Origin of the sequence: Nocardioides sp. QY071 (assembly GCF_029961765.1) — a bacterium.
In the GTDB taxonomy this organism is placed as follows: domain Bacteria; phylum Actinomycetota; class Actinomycetes; order Propionibacteriales; family Nocardioidaceae; genus Nocardioides.
The window spans coordinates 5,402,913-5,423,400 of sequence record NZ_CP124681.1; the positions used below are offsets into that span (position 1 = coordinate 5,402,913).

At 72.5% G+C, this 20,488-nt stretch carries 16 protein-coding genes; 10 read left to right on the forward strand and 6 right to left on the reverse strand.

Going from position 1 to position 20,488, the window contains the following annotated elements; translation table 11 throughout:
* Positions 1-28 precede the first annotated feature (28 nt).
* Genes QI633_RS25945 through QI633_RS25970 form a run of 6 tightly spaced genes read left to right on the forward strand, consistent with a single transcriptional unit; the run spans position 29 to position 8,525 of the window.
* On the forward strand, positions 29-1,624 hold the full coding sequence (locus QI633_RS25945; protein ID WP_282427582.1) for an ABC transporter substrate-binding protein: 1,596 nt from the start codon (positions 29-31) through the stop codon (positions 1,622-1,624).
* Between the two features lie 18 nt (positions 1,625-1,642).
* Positions 1,643-2,602: an ABC transporter permease gene (locus QI633_RS25950; protein ID WP_282427583.1), complete on the forward strand. Its 960-nt coding sequence runs from the start codon at positions 1,643-1,645 to the stop codon at positions 2,600-2,602.
* Complete coding sequence (locus QI633_RS25955; RefSeq protein WP_282427584.1) at positions 2,602-3,492, forward strand: ABC transporter permease; 891 nt, start codon at positions 2,602-2,604, stop codon at positions 3,490-3,492. The genes QI633_RS25950 and QI633_RS25955 overlap by 1 nt, the downstream gene beginning before the upstream one ends.
* Positions 3,485-5,149 carry an ABC transporter ATP-binding protein gene (locus QI633_RS25960; RefSeq protein ID WP_260805703.1) on the forward strand — a complete coding sequence of 555 codons (1,665 nt, stop codon included), beginning with the start codon at positions 3,485-3,487 and terminating at the stop codon, positions 5,147-5,149. Before QI633_RS25955 ends, QI633_RS25960 begins: the two co-directional genes overlap by 8 nt.
* On the forward strand, positions 5,146-6,162 hold the full coding sequence (locus QI633_RS25965; RefSeq protein ID WP_282427585.1) for a formylglycine-generating enzyme family protein: 1,017 nt from the start codon (positions 5,146-5,148) through the stop codon (positions 6,160-6,162). Before QI633_RS25960 ends, QI633_RS25965 begins: the two co-directional genes overlap by 4 nt.
* Positions 6,163-6,185: 23 nt before the next feature.
* Positions 6,186-8,525 (forward strand): arylsulfatase, encoded by a 2,340-nt coding sequence (locus tag QI633_RS25970; protein ID WP_282427586.1) that lies wholly within the window; start codon positions 6,186-6,188, stop codon positions 8,523-8,525.
* Between the two features lie 153 nt (positions 8,526-8,678).
* Here the strand turns inward: QI633_RS25970 and QI633_RS25975 are convergent, their stop codons facing one another.
* The 4 genes from QI633_RS25975 to QI633_RS25990 all read right to left on the reverse strand — a co-directional run bounded on the left by QI633_RS25975 (position 8,679) and on the right by QI633_RS25990 (position 13,085).
* Positions 8,679-10,640: an AarF/UbiB family protein gene (locus QI633_RS25975; protein WP_282427587.1), complete on the reverse strand. Its 1,962-nt coding sequence runs from the start codon at positions 10,638-10,640 to the stop codon at positions 8,679-8,681.
* Positions 10,641-10,704: 64 nt separating this feature from the next.
* A complete protein-coding gene (locus QI633_RS25980) occupies positions 10,705-11,220 on the reverse strand; it encodes a TetR/AcrR family transcriptional regulator (RefSeq protein ID WP_282427588.1) in 516 nt (171 codons plus the stop codon).
* On the reverse strand, positions 11,217-12,419 hold the full coding sequence (locus tag QI633_RS25985; protein ID WP_282427589.1) for a cytochrome P450: 1,203 nt from the start codon (positions 12,417-12,419) through the stop codon (positions 11,217-11,219). Before QI633_RS25985 ends, QI633_RS25980 begins: the two co-directional genes overlap by 4 nt.
* Before the next feature lie 132 nt (positions 12,420-12,551).
* Positions 12,552-13,085 (reverse strand): DNA starvation/stationary phase protection protein, encoded by a 534-nt coding sequence (locus QI633_RS25990; RefSeq protein ID WP_282427590.1) that lies wholly within the window; start codon positions 13,083-13,085, stop codon positions 12,552-12,554.
* Positions 13,086-13,271: 186 nt separating this feature from the next.
* Between QI633_RS25990 and QI633_RS25995 the strand changes: the two genes are divergently transcribed.
* Positions 13,272-14,249, forward strand: a complete 978-nt coding sequence (locus QI633_RS25995; protein ID WP_222117703.1) for an ATP-binding cassette domain-containing protein — start codon at positions 13,272-13,274, stop codon at positions 14,247-14,249.
* Positions 14,246-15,046: an ABC transporter permease gene (locus QI633_RS26000; RefSeq protein WP_282427591.1), complete on the forward strand. Its 801-nt coding sequence runs from the start codon at positions 14,246-14,248 to the stop codon at positions 15,044-15,046. Before QI633_RS25995 ends, QI633_RS26000 begins: the two co-directional genes overlap by 4 nt.
* A 16-nt stretch (positions 15,047-15,062) precedes the next feature.
* On the opposite strand, the gene QI633_RS26005 is transcribed toward QI633_RS26000, so the two are convergent.
* A complete protein-coding gene (locus QI633_RS26005) occupies positions 15,063-16,418 on the reverse strand; it encodes a cytochrome P450 (RefSeq protein WP_282427592.1) in 1,356 nt (451 codons plus the stop codon).
* Positions 16,419-16,516: 98 nt separating this feature from the next.
* Here QI633_RS26005 and QI633_RS26010 point away from each other — a divergent pair, with 98 nt between their 5' ends.
* Together QI633_RS26010 and QI633_RS26015 are read left to right on the forward strand one after the other, a co-directional pair.
* Positions 16,517-17,284, forward strand: coding sequence for an HAD family hydrolase (locus tag QI633_RS26010; protein WP_282427593.1), 768 nt, complete (start codon positions 16,517-16,519; stop codon positions 17,282-17,284).
* On the forward strand, positions 17,281-19,797 hold the full coding sequence (locus QI633_RS26015; protein ID WP_282427594.1) for a glycosyl hydrolase family 65 protein: 2,517 nt from the start codon (positions 17,281-17,283) through the stop codon (positions 19,795-19,797). The genes QI633_RS26010 and QI633_RS26015 overlap by 4 nt, the downstream gene beginning before the upstream one ends.
* Positions 19,798-19,829: 32 nt before the next feature.
* Here the strand turns inward: QI633_RS26015 and QI633_RS26020 are convergent, their stop codons facing one another.
* Positions 19,830-20,480 carry a response regulator transcription factor gene (locus QI633_RS26020; protein ID WP_282427595.1) on the reverse strand — a complete coding sequence of 217 codons (651 nt, stop codon included), beginning with the start codon at positions 20,478-20,480 and terminating at the stop codon, positions 19,830-19,832.
* Positions 20,481-20,488 lie beyond the last annotated feature (8 nt).

The window sequence follows — 20,488 nt, forward strand, 5'->3', positions numbered from 1 at the left end:
CCTCGACCACCGACTGAAAGGAACACCTGTGTCCAGCTCTGCCCCCGCGCACCCGCGCCGGCGACCCCGACGCCTCCGCCGCCTCGCGGCCGCACTCCTCGCCGCGACCACCCTGCTGGCGGCGACGGCGTGCTCGTCGGCAGTCGACGAGCTGAAGGCCGGCTCCGGCGAACGGCAGGAGGGCGGCACCCTGCGCGTCGGTGCCCTCAACGACATCATCCCGGCGCGGATCTTCACGAACTCCAGCGACTCCATCAACCTGCTGATCGGCAGCGTCTACGACTCGCTCATCGACTACCCGCTCGACGAGCTCGAGCCGCAGCCGTCGCTGGCGACGTCGTGGGAGCTCTCGCAGGACGGCACCCAGCTCACCCTGCAGCTGCGCGACGACGTGAAGTTCCACTCCGGTCGGCCGTTCACCAGCAAGGACGTGGAGTTCAGCATCAAGACCTGGGCGGACCCGGTCTGGACGGTGCAGCTGCAGCGCACCGCCGCAGCCATCACCGGCTTCGACACCAGCGACGAGCACGCGATCACGCTGACCTTCGCGCACCCGCTCAGCAACATCTTCGACCTGCTCGACATGCTGCCGATCATCGACAAGGACACGATCGACCAGCTCCGTGAGGGCAAGGCCTTCGTCGGCACCGGCCCGTTCGAGTTCGCGTCGTGGAGCCCCGGCGCCAAGATCAGCTTCACCCGCAACGACGACTACTGGCGCGGCAAGCCCGCACTGGACGGCATCGACGTCAGCGTCATCCCCGACCCGCAGGCCCAGGTCGCCCAGCTCCGGTCCCACCAGCTCGACCTGATCCTCGGTGCGTCGTACCGCGACTTCGAGAGCCTGGGCAAGGACGACCAGTTCCACGTCAACCAGTGGGACGGCGCCGAGAGCCAGGTGTACGTCGGCACGAACGTCACCAACCCGGCGCTGTCCGACGTGCGGGTGCGCCAGGCGATCGCCTACGCGCTCGACCGCAAGCGCGTGGTCGAGGAGGTCTTCCGCGGTGCTGGTGTCCCGATCAGCCTGCCGTGGCCGAGCTACTCGCCGGCGTACGACGAGAAGGCCAACGCCACCTACGACTACGACCTCGACAAGGCCAAGACCCTCGTCGACGAGGCGAAGGCCGACGGCGTCGCGATCCCGAAGCTGCCGCTGACCTACCCCTCGGAGAACCCGATCTACGGCGCCATCGCGCAGATCGTGCAGGCGGACCTCGCGAAGGTCGGCATCGAGGTCGAGCTCGACCCGCAGGAGCAGGCCCAGGTGATCCAGCAGCTGATCGGCGCGAAGTTCCCGGCGCTGTGGATCCTCAGCCACGCCTACGCGCACTACACGCCATCGACGCTCGCGGTCTCGGCGTACCCCTTCAACGCCGACCACAACGCCTCGCTGTACGTCGACGCCGACTACAAGGCGGCCGCCGAGAAGGTCTGGAAGCAGAAGGCCGGCGCGGTCGACCCCGCCGACTACGCCGCGCTCGACGAGCAGCTGCTCAAGGGCTCGTTCCTGCTGGAGATCGCGATCACGCTTCCGCAGGACGCGAGCAGCACCCAGGTCCACGACATCGGCGAGACCAAGCGTGGCGAGCCGCTGTTCTACGACACCTACCTGACGAAGTGACCGGAGAGTGAGCCCACGATGATCCGCTATCTCCTCAGCAGACTGGGCTCGGCCCTGTTGGTGACGGTGCTGGCCTCGATCGGCATCTTCGCCCTGATCCGGCTGGTGCCCGGCGACCCGGTCTCGGTGCTCGCCGGGCCGGACGCCACGCCCGAGTCCCGCGCGGCCATCCGCGCGGAGCTCGGGCTTGACCAGCCGTTCTGGAGCCAGTACGTCCACTGGCTCGGTGACCTGGCGCGCTTCGACCTCGGGCCGTCGTACAAGCTCGGCGGCGACGTGGGCGACCTGATCGCCGACGGCGCGCTCAACACCGTGGTGCTGACCCTGTTCGCGCTCGTGCTGGCCTCGGCAGGCGCGCTGGTGACCAGCACCGCAGCGCTCGTGTGGGACAAGCGGTGGCTCAACTCGCTGCTGTCCGCGCTCAACACGGCCGCGGTGGCGGTGCCGACCTTCGCGACGGCGCTGGTGCTGGTGCTGGTGTTCGCGGTGCGCTTCCCGGTGCTGCCGGCCGGAGGTACGCCGCCGGGCGGGTTCTTCTCCCACCCGGACATCGCCTTCCAGTACCTCCTGCTGCCCGGCCTGGCGCTCGCCCTCCCGGCGTGGGCGGCCCTGACCCGGTTCCTGACCGAGGGGCTGCGCACCCAGCTGCAGCAGCCGTACGTCACCACGGCCCGCGCGCTCGGCATCCCGCGCCGCCGCATCGTGCTCACCCAGGCGCTGCGCAACGCACTGCCGTCGTCGATCACGGTGCTGGGCATCCAGTTCGGCACCCTGCTCGGCGGCGCGATCCTGGTCGAGGCGGTCTTCGCCTGGCCCGGCCTGGGCCGGCTGATCGAGCAGGGGATCTCCTCGCGCGACTACCCCGTCGTCCAGGTCCTGCTGCTGCTCTCGGTCGTCGTGTTCGTGCTCACCCAGCTCGCCAGTGACCTGATCCACGCGTGGCTCGACCCGCGCGTGCGGCTGAACGGAGTCTCCTGATGACCGACATCGCCGTCGCCGAGCCGGTCGTCCCGGTCCCGGTCGGACCGGTCCCCGGCGACCCCGCGCCCGCCCGGCGCCCGGGACTGCTGCACGCCCTGCGCCACGGCCGTGGCCTGGTCGGGGTCGTGCTCGTCGGCGCGGTCGTGCTGCTCGGCGTGCTCGGGCCGCTGCTGGCGCCGTACGGGCCCACCGAGCAGGTGAAGGGCGCCAACCTGCTCGGCCCGACGGCCGGGCACTGGCTCGGCACCGACGAGCTGAACCGGGACATCCTGTCCCGCACGCTCCACGGCATCCGCGCCGACCTGGTCGTCGTCTTCGCGGCCGTCCCGGTCGGTGCGGTGCTCGGTGTCCTGCTCGGGCTGGTCACCAGCTGGTGGTCGGTCACCGACGTCATCGCGCAGCGGGCCTTCGACCTGCTGCTCGCCTTCCCGGCACTGATCCTCGGCATCCTGCTGACCGCCTTCCTCGGCCCCGGCCTGCTGACGGTCGGCATCGTGATCGTCGCGCTCGAGATCCCGGTGTTCGGGCGGCTGGTGCGCACCGCGGTGCGCACCGTCCGCGAGATGCCGTTCGTGGAGGCGTCGCAGGTCGTCGGCGCCGGACCCGCGTGGGTGCTGCGCAAGCACGTGCTGCCCAACTCGCTGGAGCCGCTCACCGTCCAGCTCGCCGTCTCCATGTCGGTGGCGGTGTTCGTCGAGGGCGCGATGAGCTTCCTCGGCCTGGGCGTGCGGCCGCCGCACCCCTCGCTGGGCTCGCTCATCAAGGACGGCGTCCGTCTCCTGCACGACGCCCCGTTCTTCGCCGTGGGCCCGCTGGCCGTCGTGGTCGCGCTGGTCCTCGGGCTCCTGCTCATCTCCCAGTCGCTGTCGGAGGCCCGCCGTGCTTGATCTCCACTCCACCGAGGAGGTGCTCTCGATCGAGCACCTCGCCATCTCCTTCGCCCACCCGCGGCCCGCCGTCGAGGACGTGTCGGTGGCGCTCCACCGCGGCGAGATCCTCGCCCTGGTGGGCGAGTCCGGTTCCGGCAAGTCGATGACCGCCCGCGCCGTCCTCGGACTGCTGCCGCCGGGAGCGAGGGCCACCGGCTCCATCCGGTACGACGGCGAGGAGATCCTCGGCCTGCCCGAGGCCGACCTCAACCAGATCCGCGGCGCCCGGATCGCGATGGTGTTCCAGGAGCCCCAGACGGCGCTCAACCCGGTCCGCACCATCGGCTGGCAGCTGCGCGAGGCGCTGAGGGCGCACGGCACGAGGTCGCGGAAGGCCGCTACGGAGCGGGCGATCGAGCTGCTGCGCGCGGTGGAGATCCCCGAGCCGGAGCGCCGGCTGTCGTCGTACCCGCACCAGCTCTCGGGCGGCCAGAAGCAACGCGTCGTGCTCGCGCTGGCGCTGGCCAACGAGCCGGACGTGCTGCTCGCCGACGAGCCCACGACCGCCCTCGACGTCACCGTGCAGGCCGAGATCCTGCGGTTGCTCGACCGCATCCGCGAGCGGACCGGCACCGCGATCGTGCTGATCACCCACAACATGGGCGTGGTCGCGGAGATCGCGGACCGGGTCGTCGTGCTGCAGGCCGGCCACGTCGTCGAGGAGGGTGAGACCCGGGCGCTGTTCGCCCAGCCGCGCGAGCCGTACACGAAGACGCTGCTCGCCTCCGTGCTGCGGCTGCCCGAGCGCTCGGACGTCGAGGAGGTCGCGGAGCGACCGTCACGAGACGCCCCGGCTGGGGTCGTGCCGGCCGTGGAGTTCCGCGGCGTCCACGTGCACTACGGATCCAGCCGCCGGGGGCGCGCCTTCCCCGCGATCTCGGACGTCTCGCTGTCGGTGGCACCCGGCGAGGTGGTCGGCCTGGTCGGCGAGTCCGGCTCGGGCAAGACCACCCTCGGCCGGCTGGCCGCGGGCCTGGTGCCGCTGGCCGACGGGCAGGTGCTGCTGCGCGGCGAGGACGTGCTCGCCGCCCCGCGCGCCGAGCGGCGCCACCTGCGCCGCGGGCTGGCGTTCGTGCACCAGGACCCCGAGGCCTCGCTCGACCCGCGCTACGCCGTGGGCGCGAGCATCCGCGAACCGCTGGACATCCATCGCGTCGGCACCCCGGCCGAGCGGGATGCGCGGGTGGCCGAGCTCCTCGAGGCGGTCCAGCTGCCGGTGTCGTACGCCGAGCGCCGCCCCCGCGAGCTCTCCGGCGGCCAGCGGCAGCGGATCGCCCTGGCCCGCGCCCTGGCCCTGGAGCCCGCCCTGCTGGTGGCCGACGAGCCCACCAGCGCCCTGGACGTGTCGGTGCAGGCGCGGGTGCTCGCCCTGTTCCGCGACCTGCAGGAGCAGCTCGGGTTCGCCTGCCTGTTCATCAGTCACGACCTCGCGGTCGTGCACCAGGTGGCCGACCGGGTGGCCGTGCTCCGCGCGGGGCAGCTGGTCGAGATCGGCCCGGTGGGCCGGGTGTTCGCGCAGCCGGAGGCGGACTACACGCGCCGGCTGCTCGACGCCGTCCCCGTGCCGGATCCGGCCCGTCGCGGCGGCCGCCGGGTGCGCGAGCTCGCGTCGTGAGCGGAGCCTGCTGCCACCCGGTGGTCGAGGAGGCCGCCCGCGGCCGTCTCGAGACCTCCGGGCCCGAGGCCGGGGCGCTCCCACGGGGAACCGCCCAGCACCTCGGCCAGAGGTCTCGAGACGGCCGCAGCCCGACCTCCTCGACCACCGGGGGGAAGCAGAAGCCGGTCCCCGGCGGGGCTTTCGCGATGGGCGACGCCTTCGGCGACGGCGCGTCCGGCGACGGCGAGGGCCCGGTGCACGAGGTGGCGCTGGCGCCGTACCTCGTCGACGAGACGGCAGTGACCAACGTGGCGTTCGCCCGCTTCGTGAAGGCGACCGGCTACGTGACCGAGGCCGAGCAGCTCGGTGTCTCGGCGGTCTTCCACCTCGCCGTCGAGGCGAGCCGCGGCGACGTGCTCCACCGGCTCGACACGACGCCGTGGTGGGTCGCGGTGAAGGGCGCGGACTGGCGGCATCCCGCGGGTCCGCTCTCCTCGATCGGCGACCTGCCGCACCACCCGGTCGTGCACGTGACCTGGCACGACGCGCACGCCTACTGCCGCTGGGCCGGCAAGCGGCTGCTGACCGAGGCCGAGTGGGAGTTCGCCGCACGCGGCGGGCTCGAGGGCCGGCGGTTCCCGTGGGGCGACGAGCTGCACGACGGGCGCGCCTGGCGGCTCAACGTCTGGCAGGGCGACTTCCCCGTCGCCAACGACCTCGACGACGGCTACCTCACCACCGCCCCGGTGAAGTCCTACCGGCCCAACGGGTACGGCCTCTTCCAGACCGTCGGGAACGTCTGGGAGTGGTGCGCGGACTGGTTCGATCCGACCTACTACGGCCGCTCCCCCGGTTTCGACCCGCACGGGCCGGACCACGGCACCCACCGCGTGATGCGTGGCGGCTCGTACCTGTGCCACGACTCCTACTGCAACCGCTACCGGGTCGCCGCCCGCACCGGCAACACCCCCGACTCGGCCTCCGCCAACATCGGCTTCCGGTGCGGCAACTCCCTTCCCCGTCCCTCCTGATCACCGAACGGACCCCCCCCCCGATGACCGACCGCACCCACCTGCCCTTCCACCGCGACCGCGCCCCCTTCGAGGCCCAGCTCGACGCCCGCGACCAGGTCGCGCCGCTGCCGCTGCGCGAGCGCCTCGACGCCCCCGAGGGCGCGCCGAACGTGCTGGTCGTCCTGCTCGACGACATGGGCTTCGGCGCCCCGTCCGTGTTCGGCGGGCCGTGCCGCACGCCGGTCGCCGAGGAGCTGGCCGAGGACGGCCTGCGCTACACGCGCTTCCACACCACGGCCCTGTGCTCCCCCACCCGCGCCGCCCTGATGACCGGCCGCAACCACCACGCCGTCGGCGTCGGCACGGTCATGGAGATCTCCACCGGTGCGCCCGGGTACGACGGCCAACGGCCGCGCAGCGCCGGAACCCTCGCGCAGATCCTGCGCGGCAACGGGTACTCGACGGGTGCGTTCGGCAAGTGGCACCAGACCCCGCCGTGGGAGCAGACCGCTGCCGGGCCGTTCGACCGGTGGCCGACCGGCGAGGGATTCGACCGGTTCTACGGCTTCCTCGGCGGCGAGGCCAGCCAGTTCGAGCCGACCCTCGTCGACGGCACCACCTTCGTCGACCCGCCGCGCACCGCCGCCGAGGGCTACCACTTCTCGGAGGACCTGGCCGACCGTGCGATCGCCTGGACCGGCGACGTGCGCCGGCACGCGCCGGACAAGCCGTGGTTCTGCTACCTGGCCTTCGGCGCCACCCACGCGCCCTTCCAGGTGCCGGCGCAGTGGCGCGACCGCTACCGCGGGGAGTTCGCGCACGGCTGGGACCGCCAGCGCGAGATCACCCTCGAGAAGCAGCGCGCGCTGGGCGTCGTACCGCCGGACGCGGAGCTGGCTCCCTGGACGCCCGGCGTACCGCACTGGGACGAGGTCTCCGACCTCGAGCGGGAGACGGGGCAGCACCTGATGGAGCTGTACGCCGCGTTCGCGGAGCACACCGACGCCCAGGTGGGGCGGGTGGTCGAGGCGCTCCGCGAGCGTGGCGAGCTGGACAACACGATCGTGCTCTACATCCTGGGCGACAACGGAGCCTCCGCCGAGGGCGGCGAGGCGGGCACGCTCAACGAGGGGCTGCACTTCAACGGGATCGAGGAGTCGCCCGAGCGGATCGCCCGGTTCATCGCCGAGCGGCCCGGGGAGCTCGGCGGCCCGGACACCTACGCGCACTACCCCGCGGGCTGGGCGGTGGCCATGGACACGCCGTACCAGTGGACCAAGCAGGTCGCCTCCCACTACGGCGGCACCCGCAACGGGCTGGTCGTGCACTGGCCTCGGGGGATCAAGGCACGGGGCGAGGTGCGCCACCAGTGGCACCACGTCAACGACGTGCTGCCCACGCTGCTCGAGGTGGCCGGCGTACCCGTGCCCTCGACGATCGACGGCGTCGAGCAGGCGCCCCTCGACGGCGTCTCGTTCGCCTACTCCTTCGACGCTCCCCAGGCCGCCGAACGCCACACCACCCAGTACTTCGAGATGTTCGGCAACCGCGGGATCTACCACGAGGGCTGGACCGCGGTCGCCGCGCACAAGGCGCCCTGGCACCCGCGGTTCGAGGAGACGCCGCGCTTCGAGGACGACCGCTGGGAGCTGTACGACACCACCACGGACTGGACCCAGGCGCGTGACCTCGCGGCGGTCGAGCCCGAGCGGCTCGCTGCCCTGCAGGCGCTCTTCCTCGACGAGGCCCGGCGCAACCACGTGCTCCCGATGGACGACAAGCTCGTCTTCGCCCGCTCCGCGGGCAGCCGGCCCGCACCCCCGGAGTCGATCGTGCTCGGCCCGACCTCGGGACGCCTGCGCGACGACGCCGTACCGATCGTCCGCAACGCCTCCCACCTGGTCCGCGCGGTGTTCTCGGGCGGACCCTCGACCCGGGGCGTGCTGGTCGCGCAGGGAGGGTACTTCGGCGGCTGGTCGCTCTACGTGCGCGACGGCGTGCTGACCTGGGCCTACAGCTACGCCGCGATCGACTGGACGCACGTACGCTCGTCGGTCCTGCTGGCCGAGGGGGAGCACGTGGCCGCGCTCCGGTTCGCGTACGACGGCGGCGGGCTCGGCAGGGGCGCATCGGTCACGCTGGTCCTCGACGGGTCGGTCGTCGCCGAGGGCCGGCTGGAGCGCTCGCTGCCCGGCATGTTCTCGATGGACCAGACCCTCGACGTCGGCATCGACCGCGGCACGCCGGTCACCGACGACTACGGCACCCGCGACGGGTACCGGTTCACCGGGACGATCCGCACGGTGGAGATCGTCACCGGCGACGACGCGCTCACGCCGCCGCTGGAGGACCAGGTGCAGGCGGTGCTGGTCACGCAGTAGGGGGCGGGTCGGCCACCGCTGCTGTAACACGCTGTCCACCCGACTGGTCGCCGGTTCTCCGCACGACACGACGACGACACGCCGGGTGTCCTGCTGAGAATCGTCAGGTTGTCCGCTGGACAGCGTGTTACAGCCGACCGGGCACCAGACGCGTCACTCCCGGCGCTGGAACAGCCGCACGACCACCCGCAGCGCCAGCGTCACCCCGCAGAACCCGAGCGCGAGCCCCAACAGGCCGAAGAGCGAGAGCTCCTCGGTCAGCCGGGGCCCGCCGCCGTTCAGGCCGAGGACGACGGCGAGGATGCAGGCGGTGATGCCGAAGGCGGCGGCCAGGCCGTTGTTGACCTGGTCGCGCAGCCAGGCGCGGTCGTCGGCGTCGCCGAAGGCGCGGGTCCGGACGGTGAAGGTCCCCTCGCCGAGGGCGCTGGTGAGGTGCTCGACGCGCTCGGGCAGGCGGCGGGCGATGGCGGCGACGACGCCGGCCTGGCTGACGGCCTGGGCGGCGACCCGCTTCGGCCCGGCCAGGCGACGCATCAGCGCGGGCAGCTGGGAGCGGGCCGACCGGAGCAGGCTGCTGCCGGGGTCGAGCAGGGTGATCGCGGCCTCGACCGAGGTGAGGGTACGGAAGGCCGCGGCCACGTCGCCGGGTACGCCGATGCCGTGGCGGCGCAGCACCGCGAAGATCCGGGTGAAGGTGTCCCCGCCGATCGTGGACTGCAGCTGGAGGGCGGCGATCTCGCGGCCCAGCTCGCGACGCAGGAGCGGGACGTCCAGGTGGTCGGGTACGTCGAACGCCAGGGTCAGCGCGTCGACCGCGGACACCGCGTCGTCGCTGAGGATCGCGAACAGCAGCAGGGCGAGCAGCTGCCGGGTCTCGCTGTCGAGGATGCCGACGGCGCCGAAGTCGAGCAGCCCGATCCGCCCGTCGTCGAGGACCAGGATGTTGCCCGGGTGCAGGTCGGCGTGGAAGACGCCGGCGACGAAGACGGTGTCGAGCAGCGCGCCGATCAGGGTGTCGGCGAGCTCGACCCGGCGCTCGGCGGACAGGGCGGCGACAGCCGGCTCCCCCGCCGAGAGCGGGGTGCCGTGCAGCCGGTCCATCACCAGGACGCGGCGGGTGCTGAGCGCGGTGTCGACGGCCGGGACCACGATGTCGGGGCGATCGCGCAGCGTGGCCGCGCCGGCGTCGGTGTTGCCCGCCTCGATCCGGTAGTCGAGCTCCTCGCGCAGCGACTGCGCGAGGCCGGCGGCGAGCCGCGACACCGCCATGTCGCGCGCCCACGGCCAGCGCTGCTCGGCGGTCCGGGCCAGGCGCACCAGGATGTCGGTGTCGACCTCGACCTGCCGGCGGGCCTTGCTGCGCTGCACCTTGACCACGACCTCCCGGCCGTCGTGCAGGGTCGCGGTGTGCACCTGGGCCACCGACGCCGCAGCGAGCGGCGAGGTGTCGAAGGCGGCGAACAGGATGTCCGGCCGGTCACCGAGGTCGGCCTCGATGGTGGCGGCCACGGCGGCGTACGGCTCCGGATCCGCATCGGACTGCAGGGTCGCGAGCGCGCGCGTGGTCTCGGCGGGCAGCAGGTCGTCGCGGGTGGCGAGGATCTGGCCGAGCTTGACGAAGGTGACGCCCGACTCGTTGAACACCGACGCGAGGGCGGGCCCGAAGGAGGCCGACCCGGGACCGCGGCGCAGCACCGTGCCGAGCCCGGAACCGGTGGCGGCACGGCCGATCTGGACGTAGCGACGCGTCCGCCGCAGCCACGCGCGGAACCGGCCGACAGCCTCGCGCGGCCCGGGCACCGTGCCCGACGGGACCAGCACCTCGAGCAGCATCACGACGGCGAGCGCGGCCGCGAAGACCCACAGGCAGGCGACCAGCAGGAACGCGACCGCGGTGCCCTGGGACGTGGTCAGCCTCCCGGCCTCGGTGCCGACGCCGGCCTCCACAGCGAGCTTGCCGGTGATCGGAACGCCCACCAGCAGCGCGATCCAGGCCACCAGCAAGGTGCGCAGCCAACCCACCCGGGCGCCGAGGATGCGGCGGATCACCGCCCCGAGGCCGGCAGCCAGGACGAGGGTCATCGCGGCGGTGTACGCCCAGACGAGTGCTCCCACGCGCCCCACCGTAGGCGGCGACCGACGCCGCGAAGGGGAGGCTCAGGGCCCGACCGGGGACGGGTCAGGGGGAGGTCAGGGCGATCACCGGTGCGACGAACCGCTCGACCAGCCGCCGTTCCTCGGCCACGTCGCCGCCGGGGACGGTGAGGAGCGAGACGATCACCCGCACGAGCCAGCGGGCGGCCTCCGGGTCCGGCGCCATGGTGAGCCCGAGCGCCTGGACGACCTCCGAGCCCTGGGCGAGGTCCGCTGTCCGGGCGGCGTCAGGCTCGCGGAACCAGGCCGCCAGCGCCGGTGCCGCCCGGACGTGGCGCAGCGTCGCGAGGACGCCGTCGGTCACGGTGGCGGGCGCCTCGGCGGCGACCGAGGCCCCGACCCGGACCGCCTCGCGCTGCACGAACGCCAGCTGGAGGGCGGGCCGGTCGGGGAAGTAGCGGTAGAGAGTCGCCCGCGAGCAGCCTGCGGCGACGGCGATCTCGCCCATCGCGACCGCGTCGACGCCGCGCTCGGCGAAGAGCCCGCCGGCCGCGTCGAGGATCCGCTCCACCGCCGGCGTACGACGGTCGACCCAGCTCACGAGACCACCAGCGGAACCGAGAGCGGACGGCGGACGTACGGCCCGGGCGCCCACGTGACCGCGTCCTCGTCGATCGTGAAGTCGGGGATCCGGGCGAGCAGCTCCTCCAGGGCGACGGTGATCTGCAGCCGCGCGGCGGCCGCGCCCAGGCAGTGGTGGTGGCCCTGGCCGAAGCTGAGCACCTGGCTCGGGCGGCGGCGTACGTCGAGGAGCTCGGCGTCCGGTCCGTACCTGCGCGGGTCGCGGTTGCCGGCGCCGTACAGCAGCAGCACCTTGCGTCCCGCCGGGATGTGCACCCCGCGCAGCTCGACGTCGCGGGTGGTCGTGCGGGCCAGGCCCTGGACCGGGGAGGTGAGCCGCAGGAACTCCTCGACGGCGTCCGGGACCAGCCCGGGGTCGCGGGCGAGGAGGGCGCGCTGGTCGGGGTGTGCGGCGAGCAGCTGGGCCGCGCCGCCGAGAGCGCCGGTGGAGGTGTCGTTGCCACCCGCGACCATGGTGAACACGAACGCGAGGATCTCGAGCAGGTCCGTCCGCGCCATGACCAGCTGGGAGACGGTGTCCTCGCCGGGCGCGCTGCGGCGGCGCTCGACGAGGTCGGCGAAGTACGTCATCAGCTCCGTCGTCGCGCTCGCCGCCTCGGCCGCCGCCAGCACGCCCTCGCCCGCGACGTTGGCCGCGACGATCGCGCTGCTCCAGTCGTCAAACCGTGGCTGGTCCTCGACCGGCACGCCGAGGTAGTGCCCGACGACCAGGCTCGGCAGCGGCTTGAACAGCTCGGCCACGACGTCGCCGCCGCCGGCCGCGCGCAGCGCGTCCAGCCGGTCGGCGGCGAACGCCCGCACCACGGGCTCGAGGTCGCGCACCTGGCGCGGCGTGAACCCGCGCGCCACCAGCCGGCGGAAGGTCGTGTGGACGGGCGGGTCGGTCATCACGAACGGCGGGTTGTCGACCAGCCCGATCCGCTCGAGCTCGTCGTACTCCACGGTCAGGCCGCCGGTGCTGGAGTACGTCGCCACGTCCACCGCCGCCGCCAGCACGTCGGCGTGCCGCGACAGGACGTAGTGGTCGTGCTCGGGGTGTCGCCGCGGCACCACGTGGTGGACCGGGTCGTGGTCGCGCAGCCAGGCGTAGGACGCCCAGGGGTCGCGCCACGCCGCGCCGCCGCCCGGCCGGTAGCCCTGGGACAGTTCAGCCGACATGCCACAAGCGTGAGACAAGTTGGCCGATCTGTCCAGTGCCGCCAAACCGTTCGATCGAACGGCTTGGGGGACTTCTTGCTACAACAACCCGCTCGAACCGTTCGATCGAACGATCTGGTCGCGCGGGGAGGCTCAGGCGATGATCGCCTCCGGCACCGACCCCTCGGGCGCGCGACGCTCGGCGTCGGTCAGCCAGGCCAGCTGCTCGAGCCGGTCGAGGATCGTGTGCAGCAGGTCGGCCGTGGTCGGGTCCGCGGCGTCGACGGCGTCGTGGACCTCACGGACGGTGCCGGTGACGGCGTAGATCGAGGCGACGATCGCGTCGATGGCCTCACCGGTCGCGACCTCGCCACCCGGGAAGGCGGGGAGGCTGGACTGGGCGGCGGTGCGGGCCGAGGTGCCGTCGGGGACGACGTACAGCGCACGCATCCGCTCGGCGACGGCGTCGGTGAACTCCCGGGCGGCGTCGACGATCTCGTCGAGCTGCAGGTGCAGGTCGCGGAAGTTCGGGCCGACCGCGTTCCAGTGCGCCTGCTTGCCCTGGAGGGCGAGGTCGTTGAGGTCGACGAGGACCCGCTGGAGGTGTCCGGCGAGGGCCGCGTCGGCGCGGAACGCGGGGTGGGAGACGTGCTGGGTCGAGCGGTGACGGGTCACGGTGGTGGCCACGGGTGGTGCTCCCTTCGAGTGGATGTCGGTGGACCCAGCCTGACATCTTTTCTGGAACGATTCCAGAAAAGGAAGCCTTGCCTAGGATCGCCCAGCCTTGCCTCACCGACGATGAGTTCGGCTGTCGGTGGCGGTCCCTACGGTCGAAGCACACCGACACGGGTACGACGACACGCAGGGACGGCGATGAGCGAACCGATGATCAGCGCGACCGGACTGGTCAAGCGCTACCAGGACGTCGAGGCCCTGGCCGGCCTCGACCTGGCCGTGCCGGAGGGGAAGGTGCTGGCGCTGCTCGGGCCCAACGGCGCCGGCAAGACCACCGCGGTGCGCTGCCTGACGACGCTGCTGCGACCCGACGCCGGCGAGATCCGGGTCGCCGGCGTCGACGTGCTGGCGGACCCCTCCGCGGCCAAGGCGAGGATCGGGCTGTCGGGGCAGTACGCCGCCGTCGACGAGCACCTCACCGCCGCCGAGAACCTCGTGATGATCGGCCGGCTCTACCACCTCGGCCGCGGACCGGCCCGGGCCCGGGCGGGCGAGCTGCTCGAGCGCTTCGACCTCACCGAGTTCGCGAGCCGCCCGACCAAGACCTACTCCGGCGGCCAGCGCCGGCGCCTGGACCTCGCTTGCGCCCTGGTCGCGGCGCCGCCGGTGATCGTGCTCGACGAGCCGACCACCGGGCTCGACCCGCGCAGCCGGCAGCTGATGTGGGACGTGATCCGCGAGCTCGTGGCCGACGGCGCGACGCTGCTGCTGACGACGCAGTACCTCGAGGAGGCCGACGTGCTGGCCGACGACATCGTGGTGATCGACCACGGCCGCCAGATCGCCCACGGCACGGCCGACGAGCTCAAGGCGCAGACCGGCGGCCAACGGATCGAGGTCGTTCTCACCAGCGCCGCCGACACCGAGGCCGCCGCCCGGGTGCTCGACCAGGTCGCGGTCGGCGAGGTGCAGGTCACCGGCGGCGGGCGCGAGCTCGCCGCGGCCGTCGGCGACGAGGCCGCGGGCGACCTGCTGCGTGTGCTGCAGGGCTTCGAGCGCGACGCGGTCAAGGTCCTCGACGTCGGGCTGCGCCGCCCCACCCTCGACGACGTCTTCCTCACCCTGACCGGGCATGACAGCCATGACGGCACCGAGACCACGGAGGTCGAGCAGTGAGCACCCTGACCCAGGCCGCGAGCGACGGCTGGGTGGTCGCCCAGCGCAACCTGATCAAGATCGTGCGGGTGCCCGAGATCCTGGTCTTCGTGCTGATCAGCCCGATCATGTTCGTGCTGCTCTTCGCCTACGTGTTCGGCGGCGCGATCGAGACCCCCGGCGTCAACTACCGCGAGTGGCTGATCGCCGGGATCTTCGGCCAGACCATCGTGTTCGGCGCGACCTTCACCGGTGCGGGCCTCGCCGAGGACATGCAGAAGGGCATCATCGACCGGTTCCGGTCGCTGCCGATGTCCAGCTCCGCGGTGCTGGTCGGGCGCACGTCCTCCGACGTCGTCTACAACGTGCTCTCGCTGGTGATCATGGCGCTGACCGGGCTGCTCGTCGGCTGGCGGATCCGGGAGGGCTTCGTCGACGCGATCGCCGGCTTCGCGCTGCTCCTCGTCTTCGGCTACGCGATCAGCTGGGTGATGGCGTGGGTCGGCCTGATGGTGCCCAGCGTCGAGGTCATCAACAACGCCTCGTTCATCGTGATCATGCCGCTGACCTTCGTCTCCAACGCGTTCGTGCCGACCGCGTCGTTCAACAAGGTGCTCAAGCCGGTCGTCGAGTGGAACCCGGTCTCCGCGGTCACCCAGGCCAGCCGCGACCTGTTCGGCAACACCGGCGTCGGCCCCGGCTCGGACGCCTGGTCACTGCAGCACCCGGTCGCCTACACGCTGATCTGGGTGGTGGCGATCATCGCGGTCTTCGCCCCGCTGTCCGTACGGCGCTACCGGCTCACCACGAGCCGCTAGCCCCGATGTTTCGTGTCTAGGCGCGCCCACTGGCCACACGGTCGCCGCCGGTGAGCACCGGCAGCGCCTCGACGCCGTAGACCGCCGACAGCTTGCGGAAGTCGAGCTCGGAGATGTCCGCGGCCATGGTGAGGTCCGGGAACCGCTCGGCGAGCATCCGCAGCGCGGTCCGCAGCTCCATCCGGGCCAGCTCGGCGCCGACGCACCGGTGCATGCCCCACCCGAAGGCCAGGTGCCGGGTCGGCTCGCGGGACGGGTCGAACTCGTCGAGGCCGGGGGCCAGCCGCGGGTCGCGGTTGGCGGCGAGCAGGGAGACGCCGACCGCGTCGCCCTCCTTGATCTGCACGCCACCGACGACCACGTCCTGCTTGGCGAAGCGCAGGAAGGCGAGCTGGACCACGCACAGGTGACGCAGCAGCTCCTCGACGACCTGGTTGACCTGCTCGGCGTTCTCCGAGCGCAGCATCTCGCCGGCCTTCGGGGTGGTCGCGATCAGGTAGGCGCCCAGCGCCAGCATCGATGCGGAGGTCTCGTAGCCGCCGAGGAACACGCCGTCGGCGATGCCGCCGAGGGTGACGTCGTCGAGCTCGTCGCCATGCTCCTGCAGCAGCGCGCCGATCAGGCCGTCGCCCGGGTTCGCCCGCTGCTCGCGCACGGCGTTGATCAGGAACTCGCGGGTGTGCGCGGCCGCCCCGAACGCGCCGGCGCCGCCCTCGGTGAGGTCGAAGCGGGCCACGCCGAGCTCCAGGAACCGAGCCCGGTCGTCGACCGGGAGGCCGAGCAGGTCGCAGATGACGTCGAACGGTACGGCGAACGCGAACTCCTCGACCATGTCGACCGGACGCCCGTCGCGGCCGGCCTCGGCCATCGCGTCCAGCCGCTGCTCGACGATCGCCTCGATGCCGGGCTGCAGCCGGGCGAGGCGGCGCATCGTGAACTCGGGGGTCAGGTAGCGCCGCAGCGCGGTGTGCAGCGGGGGGTCGGTCATGCCGAGGCCGCCGATCTGCTCCTCGTCGGAGCGGCCCTCCTGGGACACGAACTGCCCGAGGTCGTTGGACCACACCTCGGCGCCGCCGGCGAGCACCTCGCGCGCCTCGTCGTACCCGCTGACCATCCACACGCCCTTGCCGAACAGGTCGGCGAGCTTCTTGACCGGCTCGTCGGCCTGCGCCTTCACGAGCTCGGGCACGGGGTCGAGCCCGTCACGGCGCAGCGGGAGCGTGAACGCGTCCGGAAGGAAGCGAAGCTTGCGCAGGTCGATGCCGTTGCGCATGGTCCGGTTGAGCAGCCAGATGCCGATCCGCTGCTTGGCGGGACCCAGCACGGGGTCCAGGACAGGCCGGAGCAGCGAGTCGAAGAGGGGGATGCGCATGAGCCGTATTCCATCAGACGAGACGGCTCGACATATCCGGTGTGACCCGGATCGCGTCCCTGACCCGACCCTGAGGTCCGCCCCGTTAGCCTGTTCGGGTGCCTCGGACACCTGTGGACTGGGATGCGTGGGATGCCGTGCTGTTCGACCTCGACGGGGTGGTGACACCGACGGCCGAGGTCCACATGCACGCGTGGGCGGCGATGTTCACCTCGTTCCTCACCGCGCGGTCCGCGGCTGACCACGTCGCGTACCCGCCGTACACCGAGCAGGACTACTTCACCTACGTCGACGGGAAGCCCCGCTACGACGGGGTCCGCTCCTTCGTCGCCTCCCGCGGGATCACCCTGCCGGAGGGCACGCCGGACGACCCGCCGACGGCGGAGACCGTGTGCGGGCTGGGCAACCGGAAGAACGAGTCGTTCAACCAGATCCTCGGCTCGGAGGGCGTCGCGGCCTACCCCGGCTCGGTGGCGCTGATCGTGGAGCTGCACGAGGCCGGCAAGCCGATGGCGGTGGTGTCGTCGTCGCGCAACGCGCCCGCAGTGGTCGCCGCGGCCGGGCTGACCGACTACTTCGCGTTGATCATGCACGGCGGTCTGGCCGCCGAGCTCGGCCTGCGCGGCAAGCCCGCGCCGGACACCTTCACCCACGCCGCCACCGCGCTGGGCGCGACGAACGCCCGGTCGGTCGTGCTGGAGGACGCGATCAACGGCGTCGCCGCCGGGCACGCGGGTGAGTTCGGCCTCGTCATCGGGGTCGACCGCGGCGCGGGGGTCGACGCGCTGACGGCGGCGGGCGCCCACCTCGTCGTACCCGACCTCGCCGACCTGGTCCAGGCCGACACCGCGGAGGAGCAGTCATGAACGCACCGGAGGGCCCGTCCCACAAGGCACCGCCCGCCGGCGACCCGCTCGACCGCAGCCGGTTCCCCGTCGACGAGTGGCGGCTGGTCGAGACCCGGTTCGACGGCAGTGACCTCGGCACCACCGAGTCGCTGTTCACCGTCGGCAACGGCTACCTCGGCCTGCGCGGCAACTACTCCGAGAGCCGCGACGCGCACCTCGACGGCACCTTCATCAACGGCTTCCACGAGACCTGGCCGATCTCCCACGCCGAGGAGGCCTACGGCTTCGCGCGGATCGGGCAGACCATCGTCAACGTGCCGGACCCCAAGGTGATCCGGCTCTACGTCGACGACGAGCCGCTGCAGATCTCGGTCGCCGACCTGATCGAGTACGAGCGGGCGCTGGACTTCCGCACCGGCGTGCTCACCCGCGACCTGCTCTGGCGCACGCCCGGTGGCAAGCGGGTGCGGGTGCGCAGCACCCGGATGGTGCCGCTCGAGCAGCGTCACCTCGCGGTGCTCACCTTCGAGGTCACCCTGCTCGACCAGCGCGCGTCCCTGGCGATCTCCTCCCAGCTGGTCAACCGGCAGGACGAGCAGCGCGAGGCCGGTCCGCTCGACCAGAGCGGCGGTGGTACGGCGGACCCGCGCCGCGCCGAGGCGTTCGACCGCCGGGTGCTGGAGCCGCGGATCAAGGCGGCGAGCCAGGTCACCGGCCGGCTCTCGCTCGGCTACCGGGCGGCGCAGAGCGGGATGACGCTCGGCGTGGTCGCTGACCACCTGCTGGAGACGGCGTCGCCGTACTCCCTGGAGGTGCACGCCGAGGACGACCTCGCCAAGGCGATCTACCGGGTCGCGGCCGAGCCCGACGTACCCGTGAAGCTGACCAAGCTGGTGTCCTTCCACACCGCGGAGACGGTGCCGCCGCGCGAGCTGATCGACCGCTGCGAGCGCACCCTGGCCCGCACCCGCGAGGAGGGCGTGGCCCACCAGTACGCCGCGCAGGAGGCCTGGCTCAAGGCCTTCTGGGCGCGCGCGGACGTCGAGGTCCCCGGCCAGCCGGCCCTGCAGCAGGCGATCCGGTGGAACCTCTTCTCGATCCTGCAGGCCTCGGCGCGCGCGGAGGGCCAGGGCATCGCCGCCAAGGGGGTGAGCGGCTCCGGGTACGGCGGCCACTACTTCTGGGACACCGAGATCTACGTGATGCCGTTCCTCACCTACACGATGCCGTGGGCGGCGCGGAACGCGCTGCGCTTCCGCTACAACCTGCTCGACAGCGCCCGCGCGCGGGCCCGCGAGCTGTCCCAGAAGGGCGCACTCTTCCCGTGGCGCACGATCAGCGGCCAGGAGGCGTCCGCCTACTACGCGGCCGGCACCGCGCAGTACCACATCGACGCGGATATCGCCTACGCCCTGAGCCAGTACGTCGGCGCCACCGGTGACGAGGAGTTCCTCGCCCGGGAGGCGGTCGACATCTTCATCGAGACCGCCCGGATGTGGGCCGACCTCGGGTTCTGGCGCGACGAGTCGCGGCGCACCTTCCACATCCACGGCGTCACCGGGCCCGACGAGTACACGACCGTCGTCAACGACAACCTGTACACGAACGTGCTCGCGCGATTCAACCTGCGCCGTGCCGCGCGCGCGGTGTGGGAGCTGCAGCGCGACGCCCCGGAGGCGTACGACGACCTGGTGCGTCGTACCGGACTGACCGCGGACGAGCCGGACGAGTGGGCCGAGTGCGCCGACGGGATGTCGATCCCGTTCGACTCCTTCCTCGGCATCCACCCGCAGGACGCCCACTTCCTCGAGCGCGAGATGTGGGACCTGGAGAACACCCCGCTCGACAAGCGGCCCCTGCTGCTGCACTACCACCCACTGGTGATCTACCGGTTCCAGGTGCTCAAGCAGGCCGACGTCGTGCTCGCGCTCTACCTGCAGGGCGAGGAGTTCACCGCAGACCAGAAGCAGGCCGACTTCGAGTACTACGACCCGATCACCACCGGTGACTCCACCCTGTCCGCGGTGGTGCAGTCGATCGTCGCCGCCGAGGTCGGCTACTCGGACCTCGCGGTGCGCTACTTCCACGCCGCGCTCTTCGTCGACCTCGCCGACCGCCACAACAACACCGCGGACGGCGTCCACGTCGCCTCGACCGGTGGCGTCTGGAGCGCCCTGGTCAGTGGCTTCGGCGGCTTCCGCGACCGCGGCTCCGGGGCCGGCGACCAGCAGTGGCAGCTCGACCCGCGGCTGCCTGCGTCGTGGTCGTCGCTGGTCTTCCGGGTCACCCTGCACGGCACCCGGGTCCGGGTCACGGTCCGGCCGGCCGAGCTGGAGCTGTGCGTCGAGCACGGGACCGGGCCGGTCACCTTCGCGGTGCGGGGACAGCTGGTGAAGGTCGGGCCGGGTGATCCCGTGGTCGTCCCGCTCGAGGACCAGGGTCCGCGCCTGGACGGCGAGCCGCCGTACCCCGCCGGGATCCAGCGCGCCGACGGGACGGTGATCTCGGCGATCGTGCCGAGCGGGGACTGAGAGGCTGCATGAGTCCCCGGTCGGCCGGGGACTCATGCAGCCGGTGGCCTCCACCCGACCCGGTTGGCGAGCCCGACGGCGGCGAGCTGGGAGGACACCTCCAGCTTGGCGAGGATCCGCTTCACCTGCGTCCGTACGGTGCTCTCGGACACGACGAACGCGGCCGCGATGTCGTGGACGGTCTCGCCGCGCATCAGGTGCCCGAGCACCACGGCCTCGCGCGGGGTGAGCCGCTCGAACCGCACCCGGATCTCCCGGTGCTCCTTGCCGTTCTCGCGGGCGAGGGCGATCAGCTCGGCGCGCTCGGTCTCGTCCATCACCGGCCCGCCGCGCGCCAGGGAGGTGATCACGGCGAGCACGGCGTCGAGGGAGCCCGCCTTCGACAGCACCCGACGCGCGCCCGCGGCGAGGCACTCGCCCCACCGCACCCGGTCGGTGGTCGCCGTGAGGACGAGGACCGGGACCCCGGCGCGGGCGAGCGGGGCGATGAGCAGGCGGCCGTCGCCGAGGGGCCCGAGGTCGAGGTCGAGCAGCACGATCCGCGGCCGGAGCTCGCGGACCCGGGCGAGGAGTGCGGCCGGCGAGGCGAAGTCGTCGGGCGTGAGGACCCGCACGTCGTGGTCCTCGCGGGTCAGCGCGAAGTCGAGGGACTGCGCGAACAGCGCGTGGTCCTCGACGATCACGACCCGTA